General features: G+C 42.2%; 24 protein-coding genes, 1 tRNA gene and 1 pseudogene. 8 read left to right on the forward strand and 18 right to left on the reverse strand.

Going from position 1 to position 21467, the window contains the following annotated elements; genetic code table 11:
- The first annotated feature begins 16 nt into the window (after positions 1-16).
- The 5 genes from ACINWC323_RS07215 to ACINWC323_RS07195 all read left to right on the forward strand — a co-directional run bounded on the left by ACINWC323_RS07215 (position 17) and on the right by ACINWC323_RS07195 (position 4827).
- Positions 17-715, forward strand: a complete 699-nt coding sequence (locus tag ACINWC323_RS07215) for a YfgM family protein (RefSeq protein ID WP_005226791.1) — start codon at positions 17-19, stop codon at positions 713-715.
- Positions 715-1857: an outer membrane protein assembly factor BamB gene (bamB, locus tag ACINWC323_RS07210; protein ID WP_009513018.1), complete on the forward strand. Its 1143-nt coding sequence runs from the start codon at positions 715-717 to the stop codon at positions 1855-1857. Before ACINWC323_RS07215 ends, bamB begins: the two co-directional genes overlap by 1 nt.
- 176 nt (positions 1858-2033) lie before the next feature.
- Positions 2034-3443, forward strand: coding sequence for a ribosome biogenesis GTPase Der (gene der, locus ACINWC323_RS07205; RefSeq protein WP_005226795.1), 1410 nt, complete (start codon positions 2034-2036; stop codon positions 3441-3443).
- 66 nt (positions 3444-3509) lie between these two features.
- Positions 3510-4163 carry a 4'-phosphopantetheinyl transferase family protein gene (locus ACINWC323_RS07200; protein ID WP_009513147.1) on the forward strand — a complete coding sequence of 218 codons (654 nt, stop codon included), beginning with the start codon at positions 3510-3512 and terminating at the stop codon, positions 4161-4163.
- Positions 4164-4185: 22 nt separating this feature from the next.
- Positions 4186-4827 carry a hypothetical protein gene (locus tag ACINWC323_RS07195; protein WP_009513127.1) on the forward strand — a complete coding sequence of 214 codons (642 nt, stop codon included), beginning with the start codon at positions 4186-4188 and terminating at the stop codon, positions 4825-4827.
- A gap of 61 nt (positions 4828-4888) precedes the next feature.
- On the opposite strand, the gene secF is transcribed toward ACINWC323_RS07195, so the two are convergent.
- From secF to queA, 8 genes are all read right to left on the reverse strand, one after another.
- Complete coding sequence (gene secF, locus ACINWC323_RS07190) at positions 4889-5857, reverse strand: protein translocase subunit SecF (RefSeq protein WP_009513137.1); 969 nt, start codon at positions 5855-5857, stop codon at positions 4889-4891.
- A gap of 10 nt (positions 5858-5867) precedes the next feature.
- Positions 5868-7769, reverse strand: a complete 1902-nt coding sequence (secD, locus tag ACINWC323_RS07185) for a protein translocase subunit SecD (RefSeq protein ID WP_009513047.1) — start codon at positions 7767-7769, stop codon at positions 5868-5870.
- 51 nt (positions 7770-7820) lie between these two features.
- Positions 7821-8150: a preprotein translocase subunit YajC gene (gene yajC, locus ACINWC323_RS07180; protein ID WP_005226801.1), complete on the reverse strand. Its 330-nt coding sequence runs from the start codon at positions 8148-8150 to the stop codon at positions 7821-7823.
- A gap of 109 nt (positions 8151-8259) precedes the next feature.
- Positions 8260-9390, reverse strand: a complete 1131-nt coding sequence (tgt, locus tag ACINWC323_RS07175) for a tRNA guanosine(34) transglycosylase Tgt (protein ID WP_005289237.1) — start codon at positions 9388-9390, stop codon at positions 8260-8262.
- Between the two features lie 406 nt (positions 9391-9796).
- Positions 9797-10366 (reverse strand): LemA family protein, encoded by a 570-nt coding sequence (locus tag ACINWC323_RS07170; RefSeq protein WP_009513072.1) that lies wholly within the window; start codon positions 10364-10366, stop codon positions 9797-9799.
- 30 nt (positions 10367-10396) lie between these two features.
- Complete coding sequence (locus ACINWC323_RS07165) at positions 10397-11425, reverse strand: hypothetical protein (RefSeq protein WP_009513041.1); 1029 nt, start codon at positions 11423-11425, stop codon at positions 10397-10399.
- A gap of 96 nt (positions 11426-11521) precedes the next feature.
- The gene (locus tag ACINWC323_RS07160; RefSeq protein ID WP_009513169.1) at positions 11522-12508 is read right to left on the reverse strand and encodes a hypothetical protein; all 987 of its coding nucleotides are present in this window, start codon (positions 12506-12508) and stop codon (positions 11522-11524) included.
- Between the two features lie 62 nt (positions 12509-12570).
- The gene (queA, locus tag ACINWC323_RS07155; RefSeq protein ID WP_009513030.1) at positions 12571-13608 is read right to left on the reverse strand and encodes a tRNA preQ1(34) S-adenosylmethionine ribosyltransferase-isomerase QueA; all 1038 of its coding nucleotides are present in this window, start codon (positions 13606-13608) and stop codon (positions 12571-12573) included.
- Positions 13609-13788: 180 nt separating this feature from the next.
- Between queA and ACINWC323_RS07150 the strand changes: the two genes are divergently transcribed.
- Both ACINWC323_RS07150 and ACINWC323_RS07145 read left to right on the forward strand, forming a co-directional pair.
- Positions 13789-13875, forward strand: a tRNA-Leu gene (locus tag ACINWC323_RS07150).
- A 169-nt stretch (positions 13876-14044) separates the two neighbouring features.
- Positions 14045-15112, forward strand: coding sequence for a tyrosine-type recombinase/integrase (locus tag ACINWC323_RS07145; protein ID WP_009513104.1), 1068 nt, complete (start codon positions 14045-14047; stop codon positions 15110-15112).
- Between the two features lie 27 nt (positions 15113-15139).
- On the opposite strand, the gene ACINWC323_RS07140 is transcribed toward ACINWC323_RS07145, so the two are convergent.
- The 9 genes and pseudogenes from ACINWC323_RS07140 to ACINWC323_RS07120 all read right to left on the reverse strand — a co-directional run bounded on the left by ACINWC323_RS07140 (position 15140) and on the right by ACINWC323_RS07120 (position 20693).
- Positions 15140-15436, reverse strand: a complete 297-nt coding sequence (locus ACINWC323_RS07140) for a hypothetical protein (RefSeq protein ID WP_009513141.1) — start codon at positions 15434-15436, stop codon at positions 15140-15142.
- Position 15437: 1 nt separating this feature from the next.
- Complete coding sequence (locus tag ACINWC323_RS07135; RefSeq protein ID WP_009513070.1) at positions 15438-15653, reverse strand: hypothetical protein; 216 nt, start codon at positions 15651-15653, stop codon at positions 15438-15440.
- 12 nt (positions 15654-15665) lie between these two features.
- Complete coding sequence (locus tag ACINWC323_RS19500; protein WP_009513087.1) at positions 15666-16031, reverse strand: hypothetical protein; 366 nt, start codon at positions 16029-16031, stop codon at positions 15666-15668.
- A 10-nt stretch (positions 16032-16041) separates the two neighbouring features.
- A pseudogene (gene ssb / locus ACINWC323_RS0119145) lies at positions 16042-16396 on the reverse strand (single-stranded DNA-binding protein).
- Positions 16384-16959: a hypothetical protein gene (locus ACINWC323_RS20395; RefSeq protein ID WP_009513195.1), complete on the reverse strand. Its 576-nt coding sequence runs from the start codon at positions 16957-16959 to the stop codon at positions 16384-16386. Before ACINWC323_RS20395 ends, ssb begins: the two are co-directional and overlap by 13 nt.
- A gap of 67 nt (positions 16960-17026) precedes the next feature.
- Complete coding sequence (locus ACINWC323_RS0119155) at positions 17027-17335, reverse strand: hypothetical protein (protein ID WP_032881570.1); 309 nt, start codon at positions 17333-17335, stop codon at positions 17027-17029.
- Between the two features lie 15 nt (positions 17336-17350).
- On the reverse strand, positions 17351-17686 hold the full coding sequence (locus tag ACINWC323_RS07130; RefSeq protein ID WP_009513201.1) for a hypothetical protein: 336 nt from the start codon (positions 17684-17686) through the stop codon (positions 17351-17353).
- Positions 17683-20412, reverse strand: a complete 2730-nt coding sequence (locus ACINWC323_RS07125) for a toprim domain-containing protein (RefSeq protein WP_009513135.1) — start codon at positions 20410-20412, stop codon at positions 17683-17685. The genes ACINWC323_RS07130 and ACINWC323_RS07125 overlap by 4 nt, the downstream gene beginning before the upstream one ends.
- Before the next feature lie 92 nt (positions 20413-20504).
- On the reverse strand, positions 20505-20693 hold the full coding sequence (locus tag ACINWC323_RS07120; RefSeq protein WP_009513045.1) for a hypothetical protein: 189 nt from the start codon (positions 20691-20693) through the stop codon (positions 20505-20507).
- Between the two features lie 92 nt (positions 20694-20785).
- Between ACINWC323_RS07120 and ACINWC323_RS07115 the strand changes: the two genes are divergently transcribed.
- A complete protein-coding gene (locus ACINWC323_RS07115; RefSeq protein ID WP_032881571.1) occupies positions 20786-21130 on the forward strand; it encodes a helix-turn-helix domain-containing protein in 345 nt (114 codons plus the stop codon).
- A gap of 41 nt (positions 21131-21171) precedes the next feature.
- Here the strand turns inward: ACINWC323_RS07115 and ACINWC323_RS07110 are convergent, their stop codons facing one another.
- Entirely contained in the window at positions 21172-21387 is a 216-nt protein-coding gene (locus ACINWC323_RS07110; protein WP_032881572.1) for a hypothetical protein, read from the reverse strand.
- Between the last annotated feature and the right edge of the window lie 80 nt (positions 21388-21467).

Genomic DNA, 21467 nt, shown 5'->3' on the forward strand with positions numbered 1-21467 from the left:
GGAAAAGGACAATCACATGAGTTTAAGTGATGATGAACAGCTCGACAGTTTAAAGTCGTTTGCCAAAAAATATGGTTCTGCAATCATTAGCGGAATTCTCATTGCCTTGATTGCCTTTTTCGGATGGGAATACTGGCAAAAGAAAAATCTTGCCGAAGCCCAGAACCAGACGGCGAAGGTACAGAAGTTGATGGATGAGGCCAAAGCTGCCACAGGTCAGCCCAATGCCTTTGCAAGCTTGTCTGAGGCTGCAGATAAAATTGTGAAAGAAGATGCCGATTCTGCACAGGCAATTCAGACACAATTTGTGATGGCGAAGCTTGCGTATGACAAGCAGGACTATGCTGCTGCTGAAAAAGCCTTGAAGAAAGTTGAAAACTCAAAAGTAAAAGATGAAGGTTTGCTACAGGTTGTAAAAATACGTTTGGCTGATGCGCAATTGGCACAAAACAAATTTGACGAAGCCTTAAAAACCTTGTCTGCTGTGACAGAGCCTGCGTTCAAGGCTACTGCTGATGAGCTTCGCGGTGATATTTTTGTTGCGAAGAAAGACAACGCCTCTGCGCGTAAAGCGTATCAAAGTGCATGGGATAATCTGCTCGAGCGTAAGCAGGAGCGTCAGCTTTTACAAATTAAACTCGAAAGTGTCGGCGTTTTAGTAGATGATCCTGAGTTTGAGCGCCCGATCTTAGATACCAAAGTGGATGAGTCTTAATGCAGAATAAACTAAAACTTCCTTTGGCAATTGCAATTGCTTCAGCTTTACTTGTTGGATGTTCGAGCAATAAAGTAAAAGAGGCAAAACCAAATCCATTGCCAAAAATCACGCAAGAACAAAGTTTAAACCTTGTTTTTTCACAAAGTGTTTCGTCTACCAATGCGGCTGAGGCTTTGCGCTTACAGCTGGATACAGACAATGGTATGATTTTTGCGATTGACCCTGATGGTCAGGTGTCTGCTTACAAAGGCAAAGAACGCCTTTGGAAAAGCAAGATTACCAAACAGGAACTGACTGCTGGTGTAGAAGCCGGTGAAGGGATTGTGGTCATTGGCAATCGTAAAGGACAGTTATTTGGTTTAGATCAGGCCACAGGTGAGCAAAAGTGGACGGCAAAACTGTCAGGTGCCATTCTGTCGCCATCCTTGATCCAGTCGGGTCGTGTAATTACCATTGCCAATGATGGCACTGTGTTTGCGCATGATGCGGTGACAGGCCAGCAAGTCTGGGCCTATAAACTGCCAAATGTACAGTTTAGTTTACGTGGTCAGCCAGCTCCAGTGCGCTTGGATGAGCGTACCGTGTTGATTGGTTCTGCCAATGCTTATGTATATGCACTAGATATCATCAGTGGTGTGCCTCGCTTCCAGCGCCGTGTGGCGATTAGCGATGGTCGTTCAGACATCCAGCGTTTGATTGATGTGGTTGGTGATCCGGTTGTTGCAGGTCAATTCCTTGTCACCACAAGCTTCCAAGGTCAGGTTACTGTAATTGATCTTGCTTCACAACGTGTAGTATGGAGTGAAGATGCCAGCAGTACTAACACTGCCGAGGTTGCCGAAGATAAAGTATTCGTGACCACAACCGATGGCAAGTTAAATGCTTATAACTTGGCGACTGGCGAGTTGGTTTGGCAGAACGAAGAACTGTTAAACCGTCAGCTGAGCAACCCTGTGATGTTAGGACAAAACCTGGTGGTGGGTGATCTGGATGGGGTACTTCATCTGATTAATCCGGCTTCAGGCAAGTTGATCGGTCGTGCCAAAACCAGTGGTGAAGTGCGTTCATTGCGTGTGATTGACAACCAGCTTTATGTTGCAACACGAAAAGGTGCATTAACCATTTGGCAGAATCGTTAATTTTGCCTTAGCTTGTGCTAAAATGCTCAATTAGCTATTGCTAATAAAAGAATGATCGGGGTATTTGTTTAAACAAAACCCCGAATTTTTATTGTGATTACTTGATCACCAAAATCTTCCATACTGTTTCTGATACGATGTCATCAACGATGGCTCGTCTGAATTAAGGTTAATTTATGAAACCCGTTATTGCGCTCATTGGTCGTCCAAACGTCGGAAAATCAACGCTATTTAACCAAATCACCAAAAGTCGTGATGCTTTGGTTGCTGACTTCGCTGGTTTAACTCGTGACCGCAAATATGGCGATGCGGTTTATCAAAATAAATCATTCATTGTCGTAGATACGGGCGGTATTGGTGAGAATGAAGGTGGCATTGACTCTTACATGGCTGAGCAGTCAAAAACGGCTATCCATGAAGCAGATATCATTGTATTTGTGGTGGATGCGCGTGCTGGACTATTGGCGTCGGATGAGCAGATTGCCCGTGAATTACGTACATTGGGTAAAAAAGTCCATCTGGTGGCCAACAAGGTCGATGGTGTCCATGCAGAAGCTGCATTAGTTGAATTCTACAAGCTCGGTATGGGCGAACCGATGCAGGTTGCGGCCAGCCATGGTCGTGGTGTACAGCAAATGCTTGAAGAAGTGTTGGCTGAAGTGCCTGAAGATGAAAATCCGGACGAGCACAACAAAAATACCGGTTTGCGTTTAGCGATTATCGGTCGTCCAAACGTGGGTAAATCGACTTTGGTAAACCGTTTACTCGGGGAAGAACGCGTGGTTGCGTTTGACCAACCAGGTACAACCCGTGACTCTATCTATATCCCTTATGAGCGTGATGGTCGTCAATATACCTTGATCGACACTGCCGGTGTACGCCGTAAAGGTAAAGTCGATGAGATGATTGAGAAATTCTCAATCGTTAAAACCCTGCAAGCCATGAAAGACGCGCATGTTGTGGTTGTAGTGGTCGATGCACGTGAAGGGATTGTTGAACAAGACTTGCATTTGATTGGTTATGCACTTGAAGCAGGCCGTGCCATGGTCATTGCGATCAACAAATGGGACAACATGACCGAGTATGATCGTAAGCAATGTAAACTTGATGTGGAACGTCGTTTTGACTTTATTCCATGGGCAAAAATCCATTTGATTTCAGCGCTACATGGTACAGGCGTGGGTGAGCTTTATCCTTCGATCCATCGTGCTTACGAGTCGGCAAACTTAAAAGTTTCACCGGCGAAACTGACCCAGATTCTAAGTGATGCCACCGAGGCACATCAGCCACCAATGATCAGTGGTCGTCGTATTAAAATGCGTTATGCGCATATGGGCGGACAAAATCCACCAACCATCGTCATTCATGGTAACAAGGTGGATAAGACTCCAGCGGATTATCGTCGTTATCTGGAAAACGTATTCCGTAAAGTTTATAAGCTTGAAGGTACGCCAGTTCGTATTGACTTTAAAACCTCAGAGAACCCATTCGAAGGACGTAAATCCCAAGTGGACGAACGCGTTGCAGCACGTAAACGTCGTTATGTACAGAAGTTCAAGAAAGCAGAAAAGAAATTCAAGCGTTAAGCTGTATTCGATGCTCAAAAGCCCAAACTTTGCTTTGGGCTTTTTTATACACGGGAGATGTTGCTCATGACGACAGGTATCATATACATCCATGTTCAGGCATTGGCGCAGCTGCTGCAAAAGGATAAAACAGATTTTGCTGATTTCAGAGACTTTAATCATTATCAAAAACAGCAGATTCAGGTGCGACGCAATCAGCTTCTGGCTCATCAACTGCATTGCACTATAGATGATCTGGTATTTTCCAAACATGAGCATGGCAAACCTTTTTTAAGCTCTCATGCCTTACATTTTAATCATTCGCATAGTCAGCAATATTATGCACTGGCAATGAGCGAATGTGTTCAAGATATCGGCATTGATGTTGAAGCGCTGGACCGAAAAGTCCGTTTTGATGCCTTGGCCCAGCATGCCTTTCATCCCGAGGAATACCAGACTTGGCAGCAGCAAGATCAAGACACAGAATATTGGTTTAGAGTCTGGACCACCAAAGAAGCGATTTTAAAAGCCTCAGGTTTAGGGATTCGTCTCGATCTGAATAGTTTGAATACACAGGTGCATCCTACAAATCAGGGGGGCATGTGTTCGCATCCATTGATTGGCACTTTTGCCTATCAGAACTTTATCCTGAACCAGAAAATCGTAGTCACCATTGCATGGCGGGCAGAGCGATCTTGCCGAGGTTTTCAGTTTCCACAGATCCAGATTGTTCAGTATTAGGTGTTTTTTATAGGTTACTTTAATGGATGTCATAGTTAATCAAATATTTAAACCCAACTCGCTAATTTATAAATCATGGATCAATATTCTAATTTTTTCTTTATTATATTTAGTATTTTATAAAATCAATCATATTGCCTATTTCCTTGTATTGATTTGTATCTTTACATTCCCTATTACTTTGTTAACTGCGACTACTTTGAGCCCAAAAATATATTTCAGAGTATTAGCGTTAAATGCATTTTTTATTTTTTTAATTAATATGGTTGCTGTAGGTTATAGTTTAAATAAATTATTTTATTGTCTCGTTCTTTACTTTTTTATAGATATTTTAATTTTTTTTAATCATTTGAATAATTTGATTTTAAATCCTAATTTTAAAAATATGATTCCGCCAAAGTTAAATAATCGGGATCAATTTTCTCTTGACTTTGAGGTGATGTTTGGACGAGTGTGGCAAGCCAAGGGAACTGGAAAAGCTTTACGTATCATGCTCATGATGAGTACATGCTTTACGATACTCATTAGCTATTTAAATGATCCAAATGCTATTGATAAGATCAGTTGGTTTTATACGATATCAGGAGCATTTTTTTCTTTTTTTATTTGGGAATACACGATAAAGAGATTTCTATTTTTTGCTAAGTTATTGCAGAGCGGATAATGCAAAAAATAAAATGCCAGCATATTGCTGGCATTTTATTTGAATCAAGGAGGAGAAGGATTTAAGGAATCTCTTCTTCTTCAAATTCAGGTTTAACTTGAACAATAAAGTCCTGACGGTTCAGACCACGCCATAAAGCGAATGCTGTACCGATATAGATCGATGAGTAAGTTCCCACGAATACACCGACAAACATGGCAACAGAGAACCAGTGTAAACCATCACCGCCCAAGAACATCATGGCAAGAACCACAAGTAATAAGGTCATCGAGGTATGAATGGTACGGCGTAAGGTTTCTGTCAATGCAATATCGACGATTTCACGTGGTGTGGCACCACGAATCTTACGGAAGTTCTCACGAATACGATCCGAGACAACGATGTTATCGTTGAGTGAGAAACCGATCACCGCAAGGACTGCAGCCAATACGGTTAAGTCGAAAGGCCACTGGAACAATGCGAATGCACCAATAATAATGATGATGTCGTGGAATAACGACATGACCGCACCCATCGCAAGTTTAAACTCGAAGCGAATGGTGACGTAGATCAGCATCAAGATCAAAGCCAGTGCAACAGCGCCTGCAGAACGCACGTAAAGCTCATTTCCGACAGCACCACCTACTGCATCTACTTTATGCACTTCAACGGTGTTATTCGGTAACTGAACCGCTTTGGTGATGCTATTGCTGAGGTCTTCGACATTTAGGTCTTCTTGTACAGGCATACGCACGATCAGGTCGGTATTACTGCCCAGGGTTTGTACTACGGCATCTTTAAAGCCAGCACGGTCAAGTGCCTGAACCACTTGCGTAGGCTGTACACCTTGCTTGTAGTTCAATTCGGCTGAAATCCCCCCGGTGAAATCCAGTCCGAGATTCAAGCCTTTGGTCACGATAAAGAAGATACTCGCAATCGTCAGCAGGATCGACAAGATTGCCGCCGGTTTGGCAATCTTCATGAACGGGATAATTTTCAGGTTATCCGGGCGACCGTATTGTTTTGAGTCTGGTTGAGTCAGATCAGTCATATGAATCTCCTTAAATACTCAACTTTTTCAAATTACGGCGTTTGCCATAAATGAGCTGGACGATGGCACGAGTAACGGTAATGGCCGTAAACATTGAACAAATAATACCAATCATCAATGTTACCGCGAAGCCTTTAATCGGACCTGTTCCAATCGCGAACAAAATAAACGCAACCAAGAAGGTGGTTAAGTTCGAGTCAAGAATGGTGTTATAGGCTCGATCATAACCTGCCACAATCGCCTGTTTGGGCGAGGCGCCCCAGAGCATTTCTTCCCGTATTCGTTCACAGATCAGGACGTTGGCATCGACCGCCATACCAATGGTAATCACGATACCCGCAATACCTGGCAGGGTGAGGGAAGCGCCAATCCATGACATTACAGTCAAAATCATGGCCAAGTTGAAGACCAAGGCAAAGTTTGCGATCAGACCGAATAAACGGAAGAACACGACCATCCAGATGGCAACCAGCAAGAAGCCGATCTGAGTTGAGAGTACACCTTTGTCAATGTTTTCCTGACCAAGGCTAGGACCAACCACACGTTCTTCTACGAAGTACATCGGCGCAGCAAGTGCACCTGCACGCAGCATCAAGGCAAGCTCGGCTGCTTCTTGTGGTGAATCCAGACCGGTAATCCGGAATTGTGAACCCAGCACAGCCTGAATGGTTGCCGCATTGATCACCACAGATTCGGTATACGGAGTACGAACTTCAGTCTGAACGCCTGTATTCGGGTCTGCAACATAAGAGATCTTCTGTTTATTTTCGATAAACAGGACTGCCATCCGTTTGCCAACTGCACCACGCGTTGCATCTGACATGAGCTTACCGCCGGCAGAGTCCAAAGTAATGTTAACTTCAGCACCACCAGAATCCTGGCTAAAGCCAGAGCTTGCATTCTGAACACGCTCACCAGTCAAGATACGGTTACGTTGTAACAGCAACTGACGACCGCTATCCAGTGATTGGTAAGCGAACACCTCAGTGCCAGGAGGAAGCGGCTGACCGTTATATTTACCGGTATACGGATCGATATATTGATCATTGCTATCTGCAACCAGACGGAATTCCAGGTTGGCTGTACGACCCAAGACACGTTTTGCCTCAGCCGTATCCTGTACACCCGGTAATTCGACTACAATACGGTTGCTGCCTTGTGTTTGTACCAAAGCTTCTGCCACACCCAGTTCGTTGATACGGTTACGTAGGGTGGTTAAGTTTTGGTTCACTGCATAAGACTGAATTTCCTGACGACGGGCATCGGTATAATTTAGTCTTAACGTCGCACCAGATGAGGTCGCAACTGCCTGTTGAGTAAACTCGTTACCATTACGACGCAAGAAATCAGTCGCTGCATCGCGGTCTGCATTGTTTGCAAACTGCACTGTAATGGTGTTGTTGTTTAATGCCAGGTTATTGAATTTGATTTTGTTATCACGGAATTGACGACGCAAATCAGTCGCAGATGTTTCCATACGCTGACTAATCGCTTTATCCATGTCGACTTCGAGCAAGAAGTGTACACCGCCACGTAAGTCCAGACCGAGTTTCATCGGTTTAGCCCCAATCTTTTGCAACCACTCAGGCGTAGTTGGTGCAAGGTTGAGTGCAACGACATAGTCATCACCAAGATCACGACGAAGCACTTCTTTGGCTTTTAACTGCGCCTCAGAAGAGCTTAAACGTAATAATGCCGCATTGTTGGTGAAGCTATTGTCGTGACTGCTAATATCGGCAGTTTTTAAAATCTGCTCAGCTTTTTGCACGATGGTCTGATCAATCTTGGTGCCGGCTTTCGCGCCAGAAATCTGGACGGCAGGCTCATCTGGATACAGACTTGGAAGTGCATATAACGTACTGATCACAAGGACAACCAGGATCAGTAAATATTTCCATGCAGGGTAACGCATTCGCTTTCTTCTTAAATGAAAAAGTCGTGCTGAGGCACGACTATTTTATGATTAAAGGTTATTTAATGTGCCTTCAGGTAATACTGAAATGACACTCGCACGCTGGATTTTTACCTCAACACCACGAGTGAGTTCAACGACTGCAAAGTCACCTTCGAGTTTGATAATTTTCCCCATTAAACCACCAGCAAACACGATCTCGCTGCCTACACCCAGACTTTCGATCAAAGAACGGTGTTCTTTGGCACGTTTTGCCTGAGGTCTCCAGATCAAGAAATAGAAGATTGCGATAAATACCGCGATCATCAACAAGTTAGCCATAAGACTTGGACCTTGTGTTGCACCCGGTGCAGCATGAGCAGTAGAGATGAAAAGACTCATTTCGTTTTCCTAAAATTAAAAAGCCAAAAAATTAACAATAAATTCCAATTCGTTTTGCAATGTACCTTGTCTTGCGATTAGGCGCAAATCTTGATGCATTTAACTGACATTAGTCTTCTGGGCAAGGCGGAACATCTAATCCACGACGTGCATAAAAGTCCTGAACGTATTCATCAAATGTGCCGTTATCCAGCGCATCACGCATACCTTGGGTCAGGCGTTGGTAGTAACGCAAGTTATGGATGGTGCCGAGCATTGAAGCCAACATCTCACCGCACTTCTCTAAATGATATAAATAGGCACGGGTAAAGTTTTTACAAGTGTAGCAATCGCAATGTGGGTCTAATGGCCCTTTGTCATGACGATATTTGCTGTTACGGATTCTGACCAGACCATCGGTCACAAAATAATGACCATTACGAGCATTACGGGTTGGCATCACACAGTCAAACATATCGACGCCACGGCGGACCGCTTCCACGATATCTTCCGGTTTACCCACACCCATCAGGTAACGTGGTTTGTCCTGTGGCATTTTATTCGGTAGATAATCAAGCACCTTGATCATTTCTTCTTTCGGTTCACCGACCGACAAGCCACCAATCGCATAACCGTCAAAACCAACTTCCAACAAGCCTTTTAGTGACTCATCACGCAGGTCTTCATACATGCCACCCTGAATGATGCCGAATAAGGCATTTTTATTCTTGAGCTCATCATGGTGGTGGGTTTTACAACGTTTTGCCCAGCGTAAAGAAAGCTGCAATGATTTTTGCGCTTCTTCATGGGTTGCAGGGTAAGGGGTACACTCATCAAAAATCATCACGATGTCTGAGTTGAGTACCTGTTGAATTTCCATGGAAATTTCTGGAGACAAAAATACTTTTGAACCATCGATCGGCGAACGGAAGGTGACACCTTCTTCCTTGATCTTACGCATTGCACCCAGACTAAAGACCTGGAAACCGCCCGAATCCGTCAAAATCGGTTTATCCCATTTGATAAACTCATGCAGACCGCCGTGCTCTTTAATCACTTCCAGACCAGGGCGTAAATAAAGATGGAAGGTATTACCCAGAATAATTTGTGCCTGAATGTCTTCAATATCGCGCGGCAACATGCCTTTGACCGTGCCGTAAGTACCGACCGGCATAAATACAGGTGTTTCAACCACACCATGTTCTAAGGTGAGTCGACCACGACGGGCGCGCCCCGACTGGCCTAATTTTTCAAATTTCATACACTATCCATCAAGGCGAAAAAACAGTTCGCTGATCAAAAGCGGCTATTTTCCTTGATTATGGCGTCCAGTTCTACTACTAAATGTAGCGAGAGATAAAATAGATTTAGTTTGATAAGTTTTTAGTGATATTTGCTCGAATGTTGATGAGCAAATACTGATTTACGTGAATAAGGTTTTTGCATTTTGTAATGCGACATTTGTGAGGAAATTTGCTATCGAGATGGCGGCATGGATGCCGCCGCGTTAGACTGCGGTAGCAGGGATGTACCGTCAGTCTATGAACAGCGATTAAAGCTGTGCAAGGGTTTTGGTTACTTTTGCCAAAACAAAAGTAACTCCAACCGAAGGTTTTTACTGAAATGAGTGAGATAATTATAAGACGCTAATATGTTTAACTACCGCACTAAAAATTCGGTTTATAGTCAAAATTTTCAGTGGCCAGATTATCCTTAAACGGACGAATGCTTTTCTTGGATAAGGTCAGGGTATTGATCAGGTTATTGGGAAATACTTCGATCTGGTTATTAAACAGTTCCACGTTACGATTAAAAATGGTAATTGCAGCACCGACATTCTCGTTTTGTTCCTGAATATCATCCATCATCTTGCTATACAGCGCGTCCGCTTTCAGCTCAGGATAATTTTCGACCACCACATTCAAGCTACGGATCAGCTCTTTGCTCATTTTCTCAATCTGTTGTAACTGTGAAATATCCGTGTCATTGACATTCAGATTGAGGATTTGCTGACGCAATTCAGTGACTTTTTCCAACGTGGATTTTTCAAACTGGGTATATTGATCCAGCGTGGCTTCCAGGGCTTCTAGTGTTTTTACTTTTTGACGTTCAAAATTGGCCACTTCTGACCATGCCCGTTTGGTGGCATTAAAATAGCGTACGATGTTGTTGCGGATCGACACGCCCCAGACAATCAGCACCACAAAAATCCCCAAGAAAATGAGTAAACCTGTCATCGCTTGCCCCTTATTGTTATTGCGAAATGATTAGCTAATTAAATTCAGCATGAGTTGTTGAAACTTCTGATATTGCGGCATGGTCATGGTCCGCAAGTGTCCGCGTAATGCCGGAATATCATGTATTTCACTGCGTTTACTGGCGGTTTGGAAAAGATTTTGTTCACCTACATAACACAGGATTTGCTCTTGATGATGATAAATTAAATCACCGTTAAAATGTTGAAAAAAATCATGTAATTTTAAGGTTAAACTCGGACTGACCTGCTTGGCCAACTGATGCTGATCCCGACCAAAAATATTCAGTTCCTGATTAATTAAAATATCACTGCTTTGCCATGCACTGCTATAGGGTTCAAAAAAACGGGAACGCTGATTACTGACCGCAATCCCCAAAGCCGGCATCTGAAAAATAAAGGCGCCCCATAAATCTTTATGGATCTCTTTGACGATTTTCTTATCGTTGCCCTGATCTTGCAAGATAGGCATTTCATTGACGTAATGATATTGAAAAAGCAGCACCTGATGCGTGGTATCACCATCATTCCATGTTGTAGAGGCGTATTGGGTGATTTGGTTGGATTCACTACCACGGTTAAACAAGGGGAAATGTTGTTTTAACTTACTCATCACCAGTAGCGGTTGTGCCTGAATCGGTAAGTAAGCAGGCAATTGCTGAAAATGCAGGTCATAACGCAATACCGTCATGCGTTGTTCAAGATAATCGATTACACGGGTGAGCGGTTCTCGCGGTTCATACAGCAGATAGGCCAGAAAACCGCTTAGAAATGCCCCGAGCAGGCTCCAGATATATTGAATATGCGGATGCAGAAAATAGCCAAACACCAGCGTGCTGATGCTAATAATACCCAGTAAGTAAGGCAGGGCATTAAAAAAACACAGATTATGATCTTCACGCCATGGATGCAGGGCATCTAACAAGTCCTGATCGCTGTGTGATTTTTGTCCAGCCTCCCACAAACGGGCGATATTACGAAATACCTGTGCATTTTTTTTACGTCGGATATGGAGGGCCTGTTGTACGGTATCGATCGGCATGGCGTTTTTATGTCATTATAATTGCTGGGTATAAACTGAATTATGCGTTAAATTTCAGAAACTAAGAAGTACTTATTTTAACCATTATAAATGCAATTAGAGCGTCTTGAGCAGACTAGAGAACGCATCTTGTAAACGCTGAAGTTTTGGCATTTGCAACTGTTCCAGCTTTTCAGCCAGTTCATTGATGCTCATGGCCTGAAACAAATAATTATTTTCGGCCAAAGGCGACTCATTAAATAACCAGCACATCAGACCAGTGTGCGGATCGACATAAAAATCGCCATGAAAAGTCTGCATCATCTGCTCAAGTGCCAGTAAGCGCTCTGGGGTTAAAAATTTCACAAACTCAAATTCACTGATACCGCTTTGCTGGTACTTCTGGTTAAAACGGATATCACTGGACTGCCATTCGATGCCAAGATGACAATGGCTTTTATGTGCCGCTGAAATACTCACGCCTTTATAGGGAAAATTCTCCATCAGCACTCCCCACAAATCACAATGAGTCGTTTCCCAAACCTCTCTTCCCTGATCATCAGTTGTTTTGGTTAAATAAGTGTAATGATATTTAATCAGTGAATAATCATAGTTTTTCTGTTTAATGAGCATTTGCCCAGTAAGCAAGGTTGTAACGGTATTGTCTTTATCACCGAGTTGAAATAAGGGATGTTCCTGTAATGCATGGGTTAATGGTGTATTTTCATGATCAAACCGAACCTGATAGGTCTGTTCCAGCAGATAAAGTCTGAGTTCCTGTTTTAAGTTTTCCAGTTCAATGGTCGGAATGCGATAGCGCAGGCCAAGAGCAAACAAAGCAACACAAACAATTAGGTAGTAGCCTGAGAACAAAAGGCCAGCCAATAAAAAAATCAGGCTAAGTGTGGTCAGCGCCCAGTAAAGGTAATTCTTGATATACAGGTTTTGCTCGTCTTGCCAGTGTTTTAAGCGATGAATAAGCGTGTCGGGTGTGGGCTGTTCCTCAAGCAACTGGTGAATGGCCTCAATATTTTCTAAGGTCACCTGATTATGCATGAATTGATTTTGAAAGGTTTTTTGAATTTTTTTAGAGATAAATGGCATGGTTTTTTAAATCATTATTCTGAAAAAAATAGGCTAAACCTGAATTTAGCCTATTGATTGTTTTAAGCGTCGAGTTTATCAATCAGCATGGCATCGCCATAACTAAAGAAACGATAACGTTGTTGCACCGCATGTTTATAAGCGGTCAGAATATTGTCACGATTTGACAAGGCTGAAACCAGCATCAATAAGGTCGATTCTGGTAAATGGAAGTTGGTAATCAAACGGTCCACGATACAGAACTGATAACCCGGATAGATAAAGATCTGGGTATCACCGGTCCACGCTGCAATTTGGCCTTGGTTGGCCTGTGCTGCGCTTTCCAGCGCACGGGTCGCCGTAGTGCCTACCGCAATCACCTTATTACCGCGTGCTTTGGTTGCCAGAATCAGGTCAATGGTGGCTTGCGGAACATCACACCATTCACTGTGCATAATGTGATTGGTGATGTCTGTAGTACGCACAGGCATAAACGTTCCTGCACCGACATGTAAGGTCACAAAGGTTTTTTGTACGCCTTTAGCGGCTAATTTTTCTAACAGGTCTTGGTCGAAATGCAGACTGGCTGTGGGTGCAGCGACACTGGCAATTTTTTCAGGGTCGTGGAACACGGTTTGATAACGTTCAGTATCAATCTCTTCGGCTTCACGATTGAAATAAGGCGGAATCGGAAGCTGGCCGTATTGATCCAGTACCGACAAAATTGGTTGGGAAAATTTCACCACAAACAGGTTTTCATGGCGACCTTGTACGGTGACAGGAACTGCATCTTCACCGATATACAGTTCTGCACCTGCTTTGGGTGAGTTACTTGATTTGATATGGCAATGCGCAGTGTGGGTATCCAACATACGTTCAACCAGCACTTCGATTGCGCCGCCTGTGGCACGTTTGCCTTTTAAGCGTGCTTTCATGACTTTAGTGTCATTGAGTACCAGCAAATCACCGTCTTCGAGTAGATCGAGAATATCGGTAAAGGCATGGTCGTGATATTGACCTTGCGCATCGATATGCAGCAGGCGAGATGCGCTACGACTGTCTAAGGGATAGCGAGCAATAAGTTCATCGGGGAGATCAAACGAAAAGTCGGAGAGTTGCATACATCTAAAACATTGCAAAAATTGGGCGTAGTATAGTCTTTTTTGGGTTTTTTCGCTGAGTTCGCGTGTTTATAAGCAGAAAAATATCTGAATGATTTAAAAGTGAGCAATAAGCGTAAGTTAGTGTTTGACAATAAAATCAAACAGGTTATTATACGCATCACAAAGCATCGCACTCTTCCCGAGGTGGTGAAATTGGTAGACGCGGCGGACTCAAAATCCGCTGTCAGAGATGACGTGTCGGTTCGAGTCCGACCCTCGGGACCAAGCGAAAGCTTAACCAGATTATTCAAAGCCCCAAGCCTTATATATCAAAGGCTTGGGGCTTTGTCGTTTCTGGAGTTTATGTTTTTTTACGGTATTTTTCGGGATTATTTGGTATACCTTTCCACCCGTTTTCCACCCGACCACACACAATGAAGGAATTACTTATTTTATGAGCGTATCGGTTTATCAGCGTCCTAATAAAAAATGGAAAGCAGACGTCCTGGTGAATGGAGTCCGCAAGACAAAAACTTGTAAAAATAAAATTGATGCAACGAATTGGGGTAGAGCAGAAGAACGTGATTTATTGCTGAATGCATCCACAGAGGAAGCATTAAAGAAAAAAACAGTGCTCACCGTGCGTGAAGCACTGCAGAAATATAGTGATGAGGTTTCTATTCATAAAAAGACGGCCAGAAAAGAACGAAATCGGGTGGAATATTTCAAAGAAAACCTTCCCAACGTTGATTGGCCATTGATTGCTTATAAAAGTGAGTACATTAAGCAATGGGAAGATTCAGTGATGAAGCGATCTATCCGACCGCTGAAGGCTTCAAGTGTGTTGCGTGATTATTCTTTACTATCAGCTTTCTTTAACTGGTGCCGGTTAGATAAACACTGGATTGATTTTAATCCTGTGCAGAATATTCGAAAGCCTAAAAAACCGAATAACCGGGAAAGACGTGTTGAAGAAGATGAGTTAGTGAAAATGCTGACAGCATTAAAATATAAGCCAGGAACGGTACCAGAAACGAAAACACAAGAAGTGGGTTTGGCGTGGCTCATTGCTATGGCCACTGGTATGAGATCCGGAGAAATCGTGAATCGATTGCCTAAGGATGTAAATTTAGAGAAACGTTATGTTCAATTGGACGATACTAAAAACGGAACAGCCAGAAAGGTCCCATTAGATGATTTTGCGCTTCAGCTGTGGACGCTAGCCCTGAAAATTGACCGGAAGGGGAGTCCTAAAGTTTTTACAATTTCTGATTCTTCACGTGATGCGCTGTTTCGGAAAGCACGAAAACAGGCTGGTTTAGAAAATGCGGATCTTACTTTTCATGATTCAAGACATGAAGCTGCATCACTCATGGCCAGACGCATTAAAAACGCTCTTACTTTGTGTAAGATTTTTGGATGGAAGGATCCAAAACAGGCCCTTACTTACTACAATCCGACCAATGATGAGATCTTGGAAGAATTGAATATGTCAGCTGGTTTAAGCCGGCTAATGGCATAAAAAAAGCCACCTTTCGGTGGCTCTTGCTTAACTGTAGTTCACGTTGGACTTATCGAAGGCCATAGCATATTTAATGATGTCCGTAGCCTTCCAACGGAGTGAGGTACGTTCACCTTTCGGATCCGTTGGCAGTTCTCTGCCAGGTGGAAAATGTTTATTACTCATAATATTTCGTTTGGTGTAATCAACCGTATATTTAAAATAATTAGCAATATCATGTTCATCCCATACCTGGCATTCAATCGGGATAATCGGTTTTGAATCAATTTGCTTCATGATTTTAAGAAGCGTTTTTTCAATAATAGAATCAATATTTACTGACAATTTATACCTCTTGTAGCATTTCAAATCGTTTTATCCAATCAGATCTGTTCATTCCTTCTTCTGAATTACTGGGAAAAATGCCAGTAATAAAGTAGCCCAATTCTGAAGGTGTTTTTTGATAAGTTTTGGCTTGGATCTGTATATATTCACATTTCAAAGCTTTAACAGTTTCATAAGCATCGTTTGCAATAGGATGTTCAGGTTCAACTACTATCATTTTGTTTGCCCTCTAAAATGGAATCTCATTTTCTAAATGAGTAAGGTCAATCCGCTTTACGGTTTCGATTGCTTCTTTCAAAACTTTAATCTGTATTTCACGACCTTCAATAGTTACAGAAACTGCCTTAAATGGACCTCCATCAAATTTAAAGCATGATCTTGCTCCATCGATCCCACCAAGACTCTGAACTAACTCCCACTGATCAACTAATTTCTTCAGATCTTCTACATATACAATATTCAAACTAGGACTAAATCTAGATGAATATTTATCATCCTTCATTCTGTAATGGGTACCATTGATACTAGGTTGATTTCTCACAACACTGGCGGAAATGTCCCAGCCATATTTTTCAACAAATTCTAAAGGTCTCATATTTATTTCCTTAAACTGGACTAGCTGCAGGAAGTCCATCGAGCACTTGTAAATGATTGGCTCTGACTTCCGTTATATATTGATGATTACGGCTCTGGTCGGTCCACTGCCGTGTGTGAATAGATCCTTCAATGTAAACCTTTGACCCTTTTTTTCAGGAATTTCATGGCAATTTCACCAGTTTTATTATGTGCCACTATGCGGTGCCATTCGGTGTGCTCCATCCAGTCACCAGAACGCTTATCTTGCCATTTTTCAGAAGTGGCAATGGAAAATTGGGTATAAGATCCGCCATTTGGGAATATTTTGGAGATTGGATCTGCACCCAAAGTACCCACTAAGATTGCTTTGTTCACTCCACGCATGGTTTTTGCTCCTGAACTTCTTGGCGTTTTTCTGCAATGCATTCCTCTAGATGTTGAATAGCTTTAGATTTTGATGAGAATGGGCCTTGCCAACATTCATTAAAATGAATATCCCACTCGATAAGATCATGTTCTTCTATTTGATCGAGTTGCACTGTGCCAAAAAAGGGAACATCGTGTGCCCACCAAGTTTTATTATCATCTGTACCAAATTGAATATTAGAGTTTTGGGCAATTGCTTCAGCTTTATAAACTCCTTCAGCATGTTTAATAAGATTTGCCACTGGTGAACCTTTCATAAACCATGTTTGGTCAATCATGCAGTCAACAAACAAAAAATTATTCTGTTTTGCTAATTGCCACCCAAGCCAACAATTACTGACATCATCAGCACGTAGTTGATGAGTTTCTGAATCAAGCCCTTCAAAATCCCAATCTGGTCCATATTGATTTGTTGAACCGTTATAGATGACATCATTTAATATTCCGCCCGATTTGATATAGGCGTTTTCAAAAGCAGTATTTTCCATTAATAGATTTAGTGCTGTAGAATCATTTTGCATAATTGCTCTCCAGTAGTTGTGTGACACATACAGAAGTTGCCGCTTTTGTATGTGTGCCTAATTAAACTTAATTAATTTCAGTAAGTTGTATATTGAATTTACGACTGTAATCATCGACCTTTAAGACGCTGTCTAAGAAAAACTTTAAACGGCCATTTTCCAATTCTTTTTTGATTCGTTTTAATTTCTTTCGTTTGATTGAAGAGCCAATCATCTCCTCGTAACCCAAAATTTGCTTTCTTTGCTCCAGTGTTAATTTTAAATTGAAGCAAAGTATGGGAAGCAGGCCTTCAATGCTCAACGTATATCTGTAGGTCTGGACTAATGAATCATCTGTAAAGGTGATTTCATTTTTAAAGATTCGTTTGTTCTGCATAAATTTCACTCTGTTTTAAACTGCTTTATAAAGCAGGCTTTGCAACATATTTACTTTGTTCTTCAGTTCTTCGTAGTTTTCCCAATTCAGGTTTTTACGGATGATCTGAAGTACTTCCTTTGCTTCCCGACGTACAGAACGTGTGTCCTGGTTGTTGAGGGCACAGATACAGCTTTGAACCTGTGTAATTGCTTCTTCAATGTTCTGTTGTTCACTGACTGAAATTCCGACTGAATTTAGGCCAGGATCCCAAGTACACATAAATTGCCGGTTAAATTCCTCCTCTGTCATTTCACTATCAATAAAGGGCAGTTCATTGGGATCGAATTGATTCCAAATATCGGTTTTCATACTTGCGGTGCTCCGTAGCTTGGGTTGGTAAAGATCCAGCATTTCACCGTATGTGAACGGTCGACAGAAATGTCATCCTCACCAGAAAGGTTTTTTGATTCATCAGCTGGATATTTGTTTGATCGAACGGCTTTGTTCATATCAATAAACTTATAGCGTCGACTGGTACGCAATAAATTCTTCATTTCTTTGATGTCTGGAAGGTTTTGAAAGTTGCGAGCAGCTACCTTGTAAACCTCGTTCAGATTTATGGCCACGTGCTGTGCATCAAGGTCATAGTGGTTGAGAGAGAAGGCAGCACTGCGACTGCTATTTAGATACTCGTAAGCATCCCAGAACTGTTCTACAAGCGGATGGTCGCCATTCAGTTGATTTACACGGTCCTCGGCCATCGTCATTAACAGTTCTTTGGCTGCCACAACTTCTTCTATGTCGATCGCGTCATCCAGAACGTGTTTGGCCAATGCATCAATAAGTGCTGAAACTTGGGCATGACATAGGGCAATACGTGTGTGGGTAATGCCGTTGTTATGAAACTCTGCTTCTAATTCTTCGACCTTCTTGGCGTATGTTTCCAGGATCTCGGATTCGAGCTTCAGGCAATGCGTCATGTATGTGCATGTATCTTCAATATCCATCCGGTCCAGTTCATCCACGATTCGCTTGGTTTCGAGTGATTGGCCTTTACGGTCGAAGTAAATATGTAAGGTACGTGTCAGAATCGCTTCAGACGCTTGAATTTGCGTGTTTTGTGAAATCATGATGGCACCACGGAAGGGTGGTTCATACGTTTCATTACCAGCGGTTTTTAGGCCTTTTGAGCGGATTGCGCGTCCGTTGTATGCATCTTTTAATTCATCCCAGCTAAATTTAGCTTTGGCCACGGCATTGCCGTTCTGGTCGTTACGGTCGCCCTCGATGAGGACCACAGGCAAATTCGAGATCTGGGCGAAATTACGGTAGATCGCCACGTTGGTAGACTTATTGGCATCAAAGCCCTCATAGTCGGCACGGCCAGACAATTTCCACATAAACTCGATTAAACGTGATTTACCGGCACCGGCTTCACCCACAATTTCAATGAATGGATATGAGCTGTGCATGGCACGGATCTGTTCAGCGAAAAAGGATCCGGTCCACCAAGCTAAGGCGATTAATCCTTTTGCTCCACGTACACGATAGAAATCTTTCCACCAGGTCGGCTTGAATTCCTTTTTCGGGTTCAGTTTTATGGATGGACTACCAGCTAAAGTTTTCAGTTCCAGACGTCCTAACTTGTAGAAATCGTGATCATTAATGTGGATAACATTCCCTTTATAAACAGCGTGTTTTTCGAATATGTACGCCCCATATTCTTTGGTGTACCCCATGAAATCGATTGTTTTCACTTCTCGTAACCTCTCGGTGTTTTGCTTCATAAACGTTAAAAGTTGATGATTGTTACCAGTCCACCAGGCACCTACCTGTACCGACAATAAACGTGGGCCGAATTTACCCGGTGCAGAAATGTGGTCTGCAGTAAATGTGGCTTTCATTTCGTCATCGGGTGTCTGGATCTGGAAGTAGTACCAGGACTCATCTGTTATTTCATTGCGCTGGAAGTACAACGGATTTAATTGACGATTGCAGATCTCGGCCACGGCTGCGCATTGCTGAAGTGCAAGTTCACGCTTTTCGTTATCGAGTAGAAAATCTCTCTCCGGATCGGATTCAATGCGTTCTAATTCCTTGCTGTATTTGTCCATGTCTAAATTGAACCAATACAAACGGAAGTTGTGATGAAAATAGAAGGTTCTGCGACGGCCTTCATTGAAGTTGTAAATTAATAAACCAGCTTGTTCCGGAGATTCGGCAATAAGTAATTCGCCATAGTGCTGATATACCTTCTGGTTATCACTCTGCAGCTGATCACGCATATAGAGATCATTCCAGTCCATTCCACCAGCTGGTGGCTGGGCTGCAGTCGAATCCCATCCATCTTGTTTTGCTTTGATATGAAATTTACGTGTTGCTTTCTTACCAGCTGGATCTGGATCAAATGCCCAGCGGATACGTGGTTTCTGTTGCTTTAATTCAATACAACGTAAAGCAATCTGTTCAAGAAGCTTGAATGGATAGTTTTCGGTGGACATGGTGGCAGCTGAAGGCTGACCAGCAAATGACAGTGCAATCCCATTAAATATGCCTTCGGTGAACCATATCGTTTGTGCTTTGCAAAGATCATCAAGCTCGTGAAGTGTCCAGGCTAAACCCTTATATTCACCAATGAAGTTGGCTTTCTGACGTCCAAAGCGTTCAGGACGGTCGATAAAACGTTCCCAATACACACCTTCTGCAAGTTTGAAACGAACTGTACTGGTATATAGACCAGAGTATTTCTTTTCATTTGCGAATGTTTCCTGAGTGTATTTTCCTTTTAACTTGGCAATATCAAAACCACGTGCATTGATGAGATAGGCATCCGCTGCAGCGTGTGGATTTTCCTTAGTACGTGGAAAATCCTTAGACCAGTCCTTGAATAGATCGTCACAGATCTCTTTTACATGTTCCTCATATCCACATTTGTTTAAACGTCCACATTTAACAATTCGTGGTGATTCAGCATGTGTAAAAAGTTCCTTTTTACCGCAATTAGGACATAACCCTTCACGGTACCATTCCCCAACTTTCTTGAAGTTGAATAATTGATTGAGTTTGTCGTCAATGCGTTGTTGTATTACTGACATTTAATAAAACCACTTAAATTTGTGTAACTGTTTGAGATTGTGAATATTTTGTTTGCGTTTGTAGCTTTTCATGCAGACAAATATGACTTTGTTTACAATCGCTCATCCGTTTCAGTTGGTTTAAATGCAGGGCAGTTTTCCAACATAAATTCACGGATGAAAACAGCTGGCGCCTTTCTTTCCTGGAAGGCTGCATGACGGATGGTTTCCATTTGTTCTTTAGTCCAACGGACCATCGTGTTTTCAGTATGTTGTTTAGTTTGATCAATTGACTTGTTCATGCGAAAATCACCATAAATAGTTACTTGGCTATACAGTAACTATAATTTAGTACTATTAATGGTGATAATCAAGTGCTTTTTCGGGAAAAAGTATGAAAAATGATGATTTGTCGTCTCGTGGAAGTCGGCTAAGAGATGAGCGGAGACGCTTGGGGTTTAATAATCAAGAAGATCTTGCCGATATATTGAAGGTTAAAAAAAATTCTATTGTTCGATATGAAAAGCACAATGCTGCTTTAGATACTGATCAACTGGATCTGTTGGAAGACCATGGTTTCAATATTCCATATATCTTGTGGGGAATGAATGAACTGGAAAACAGTGAATTTACTGAGGATGAAACTAAGCTTATACAGCTATACAGACAGACAAAAGAGGATATGCGCCCAGGGTTAATCTCATTGATAGAAACCTACGCAACAAACTTTAAATCTTGATCTGTTAAAAATTTAAAACCCAGCCTTAGCTGGGTTTTTCTTTATCTGGTATGGACCGCTCTGGATATATTGCTTACTTGGTGATGAATTGTATTGATGATTGCCGAAAAATCCTTTTCTGTTAGGTGGTCATCAACTTTCATTTTCGTCATTGCATATAAAAAATTTTCTAAATTTTCCAATGGATAATCTATTTCATCCAAAATTTCATCAGCCGACATTTTTTTATGGCTGTCAATGTCTAACGTAGAGTGCATTTCTCCCCCTGTCTGTTGATCATGGGCGTATTGTCTTAAATTTCTAATGTGAAATATAGAGGGTTAACGACATCTTTTGA

It is taken from the genome of Acinetobacter sp. WC-323, assembly GCF_000314615.1.
GTDB lineage: Bacteria > Pseudomonadota > Gammaproteobacteria > Pseudomonadales > Moraxellaceae > Acinetobacter > Acinetobacter courvalinii.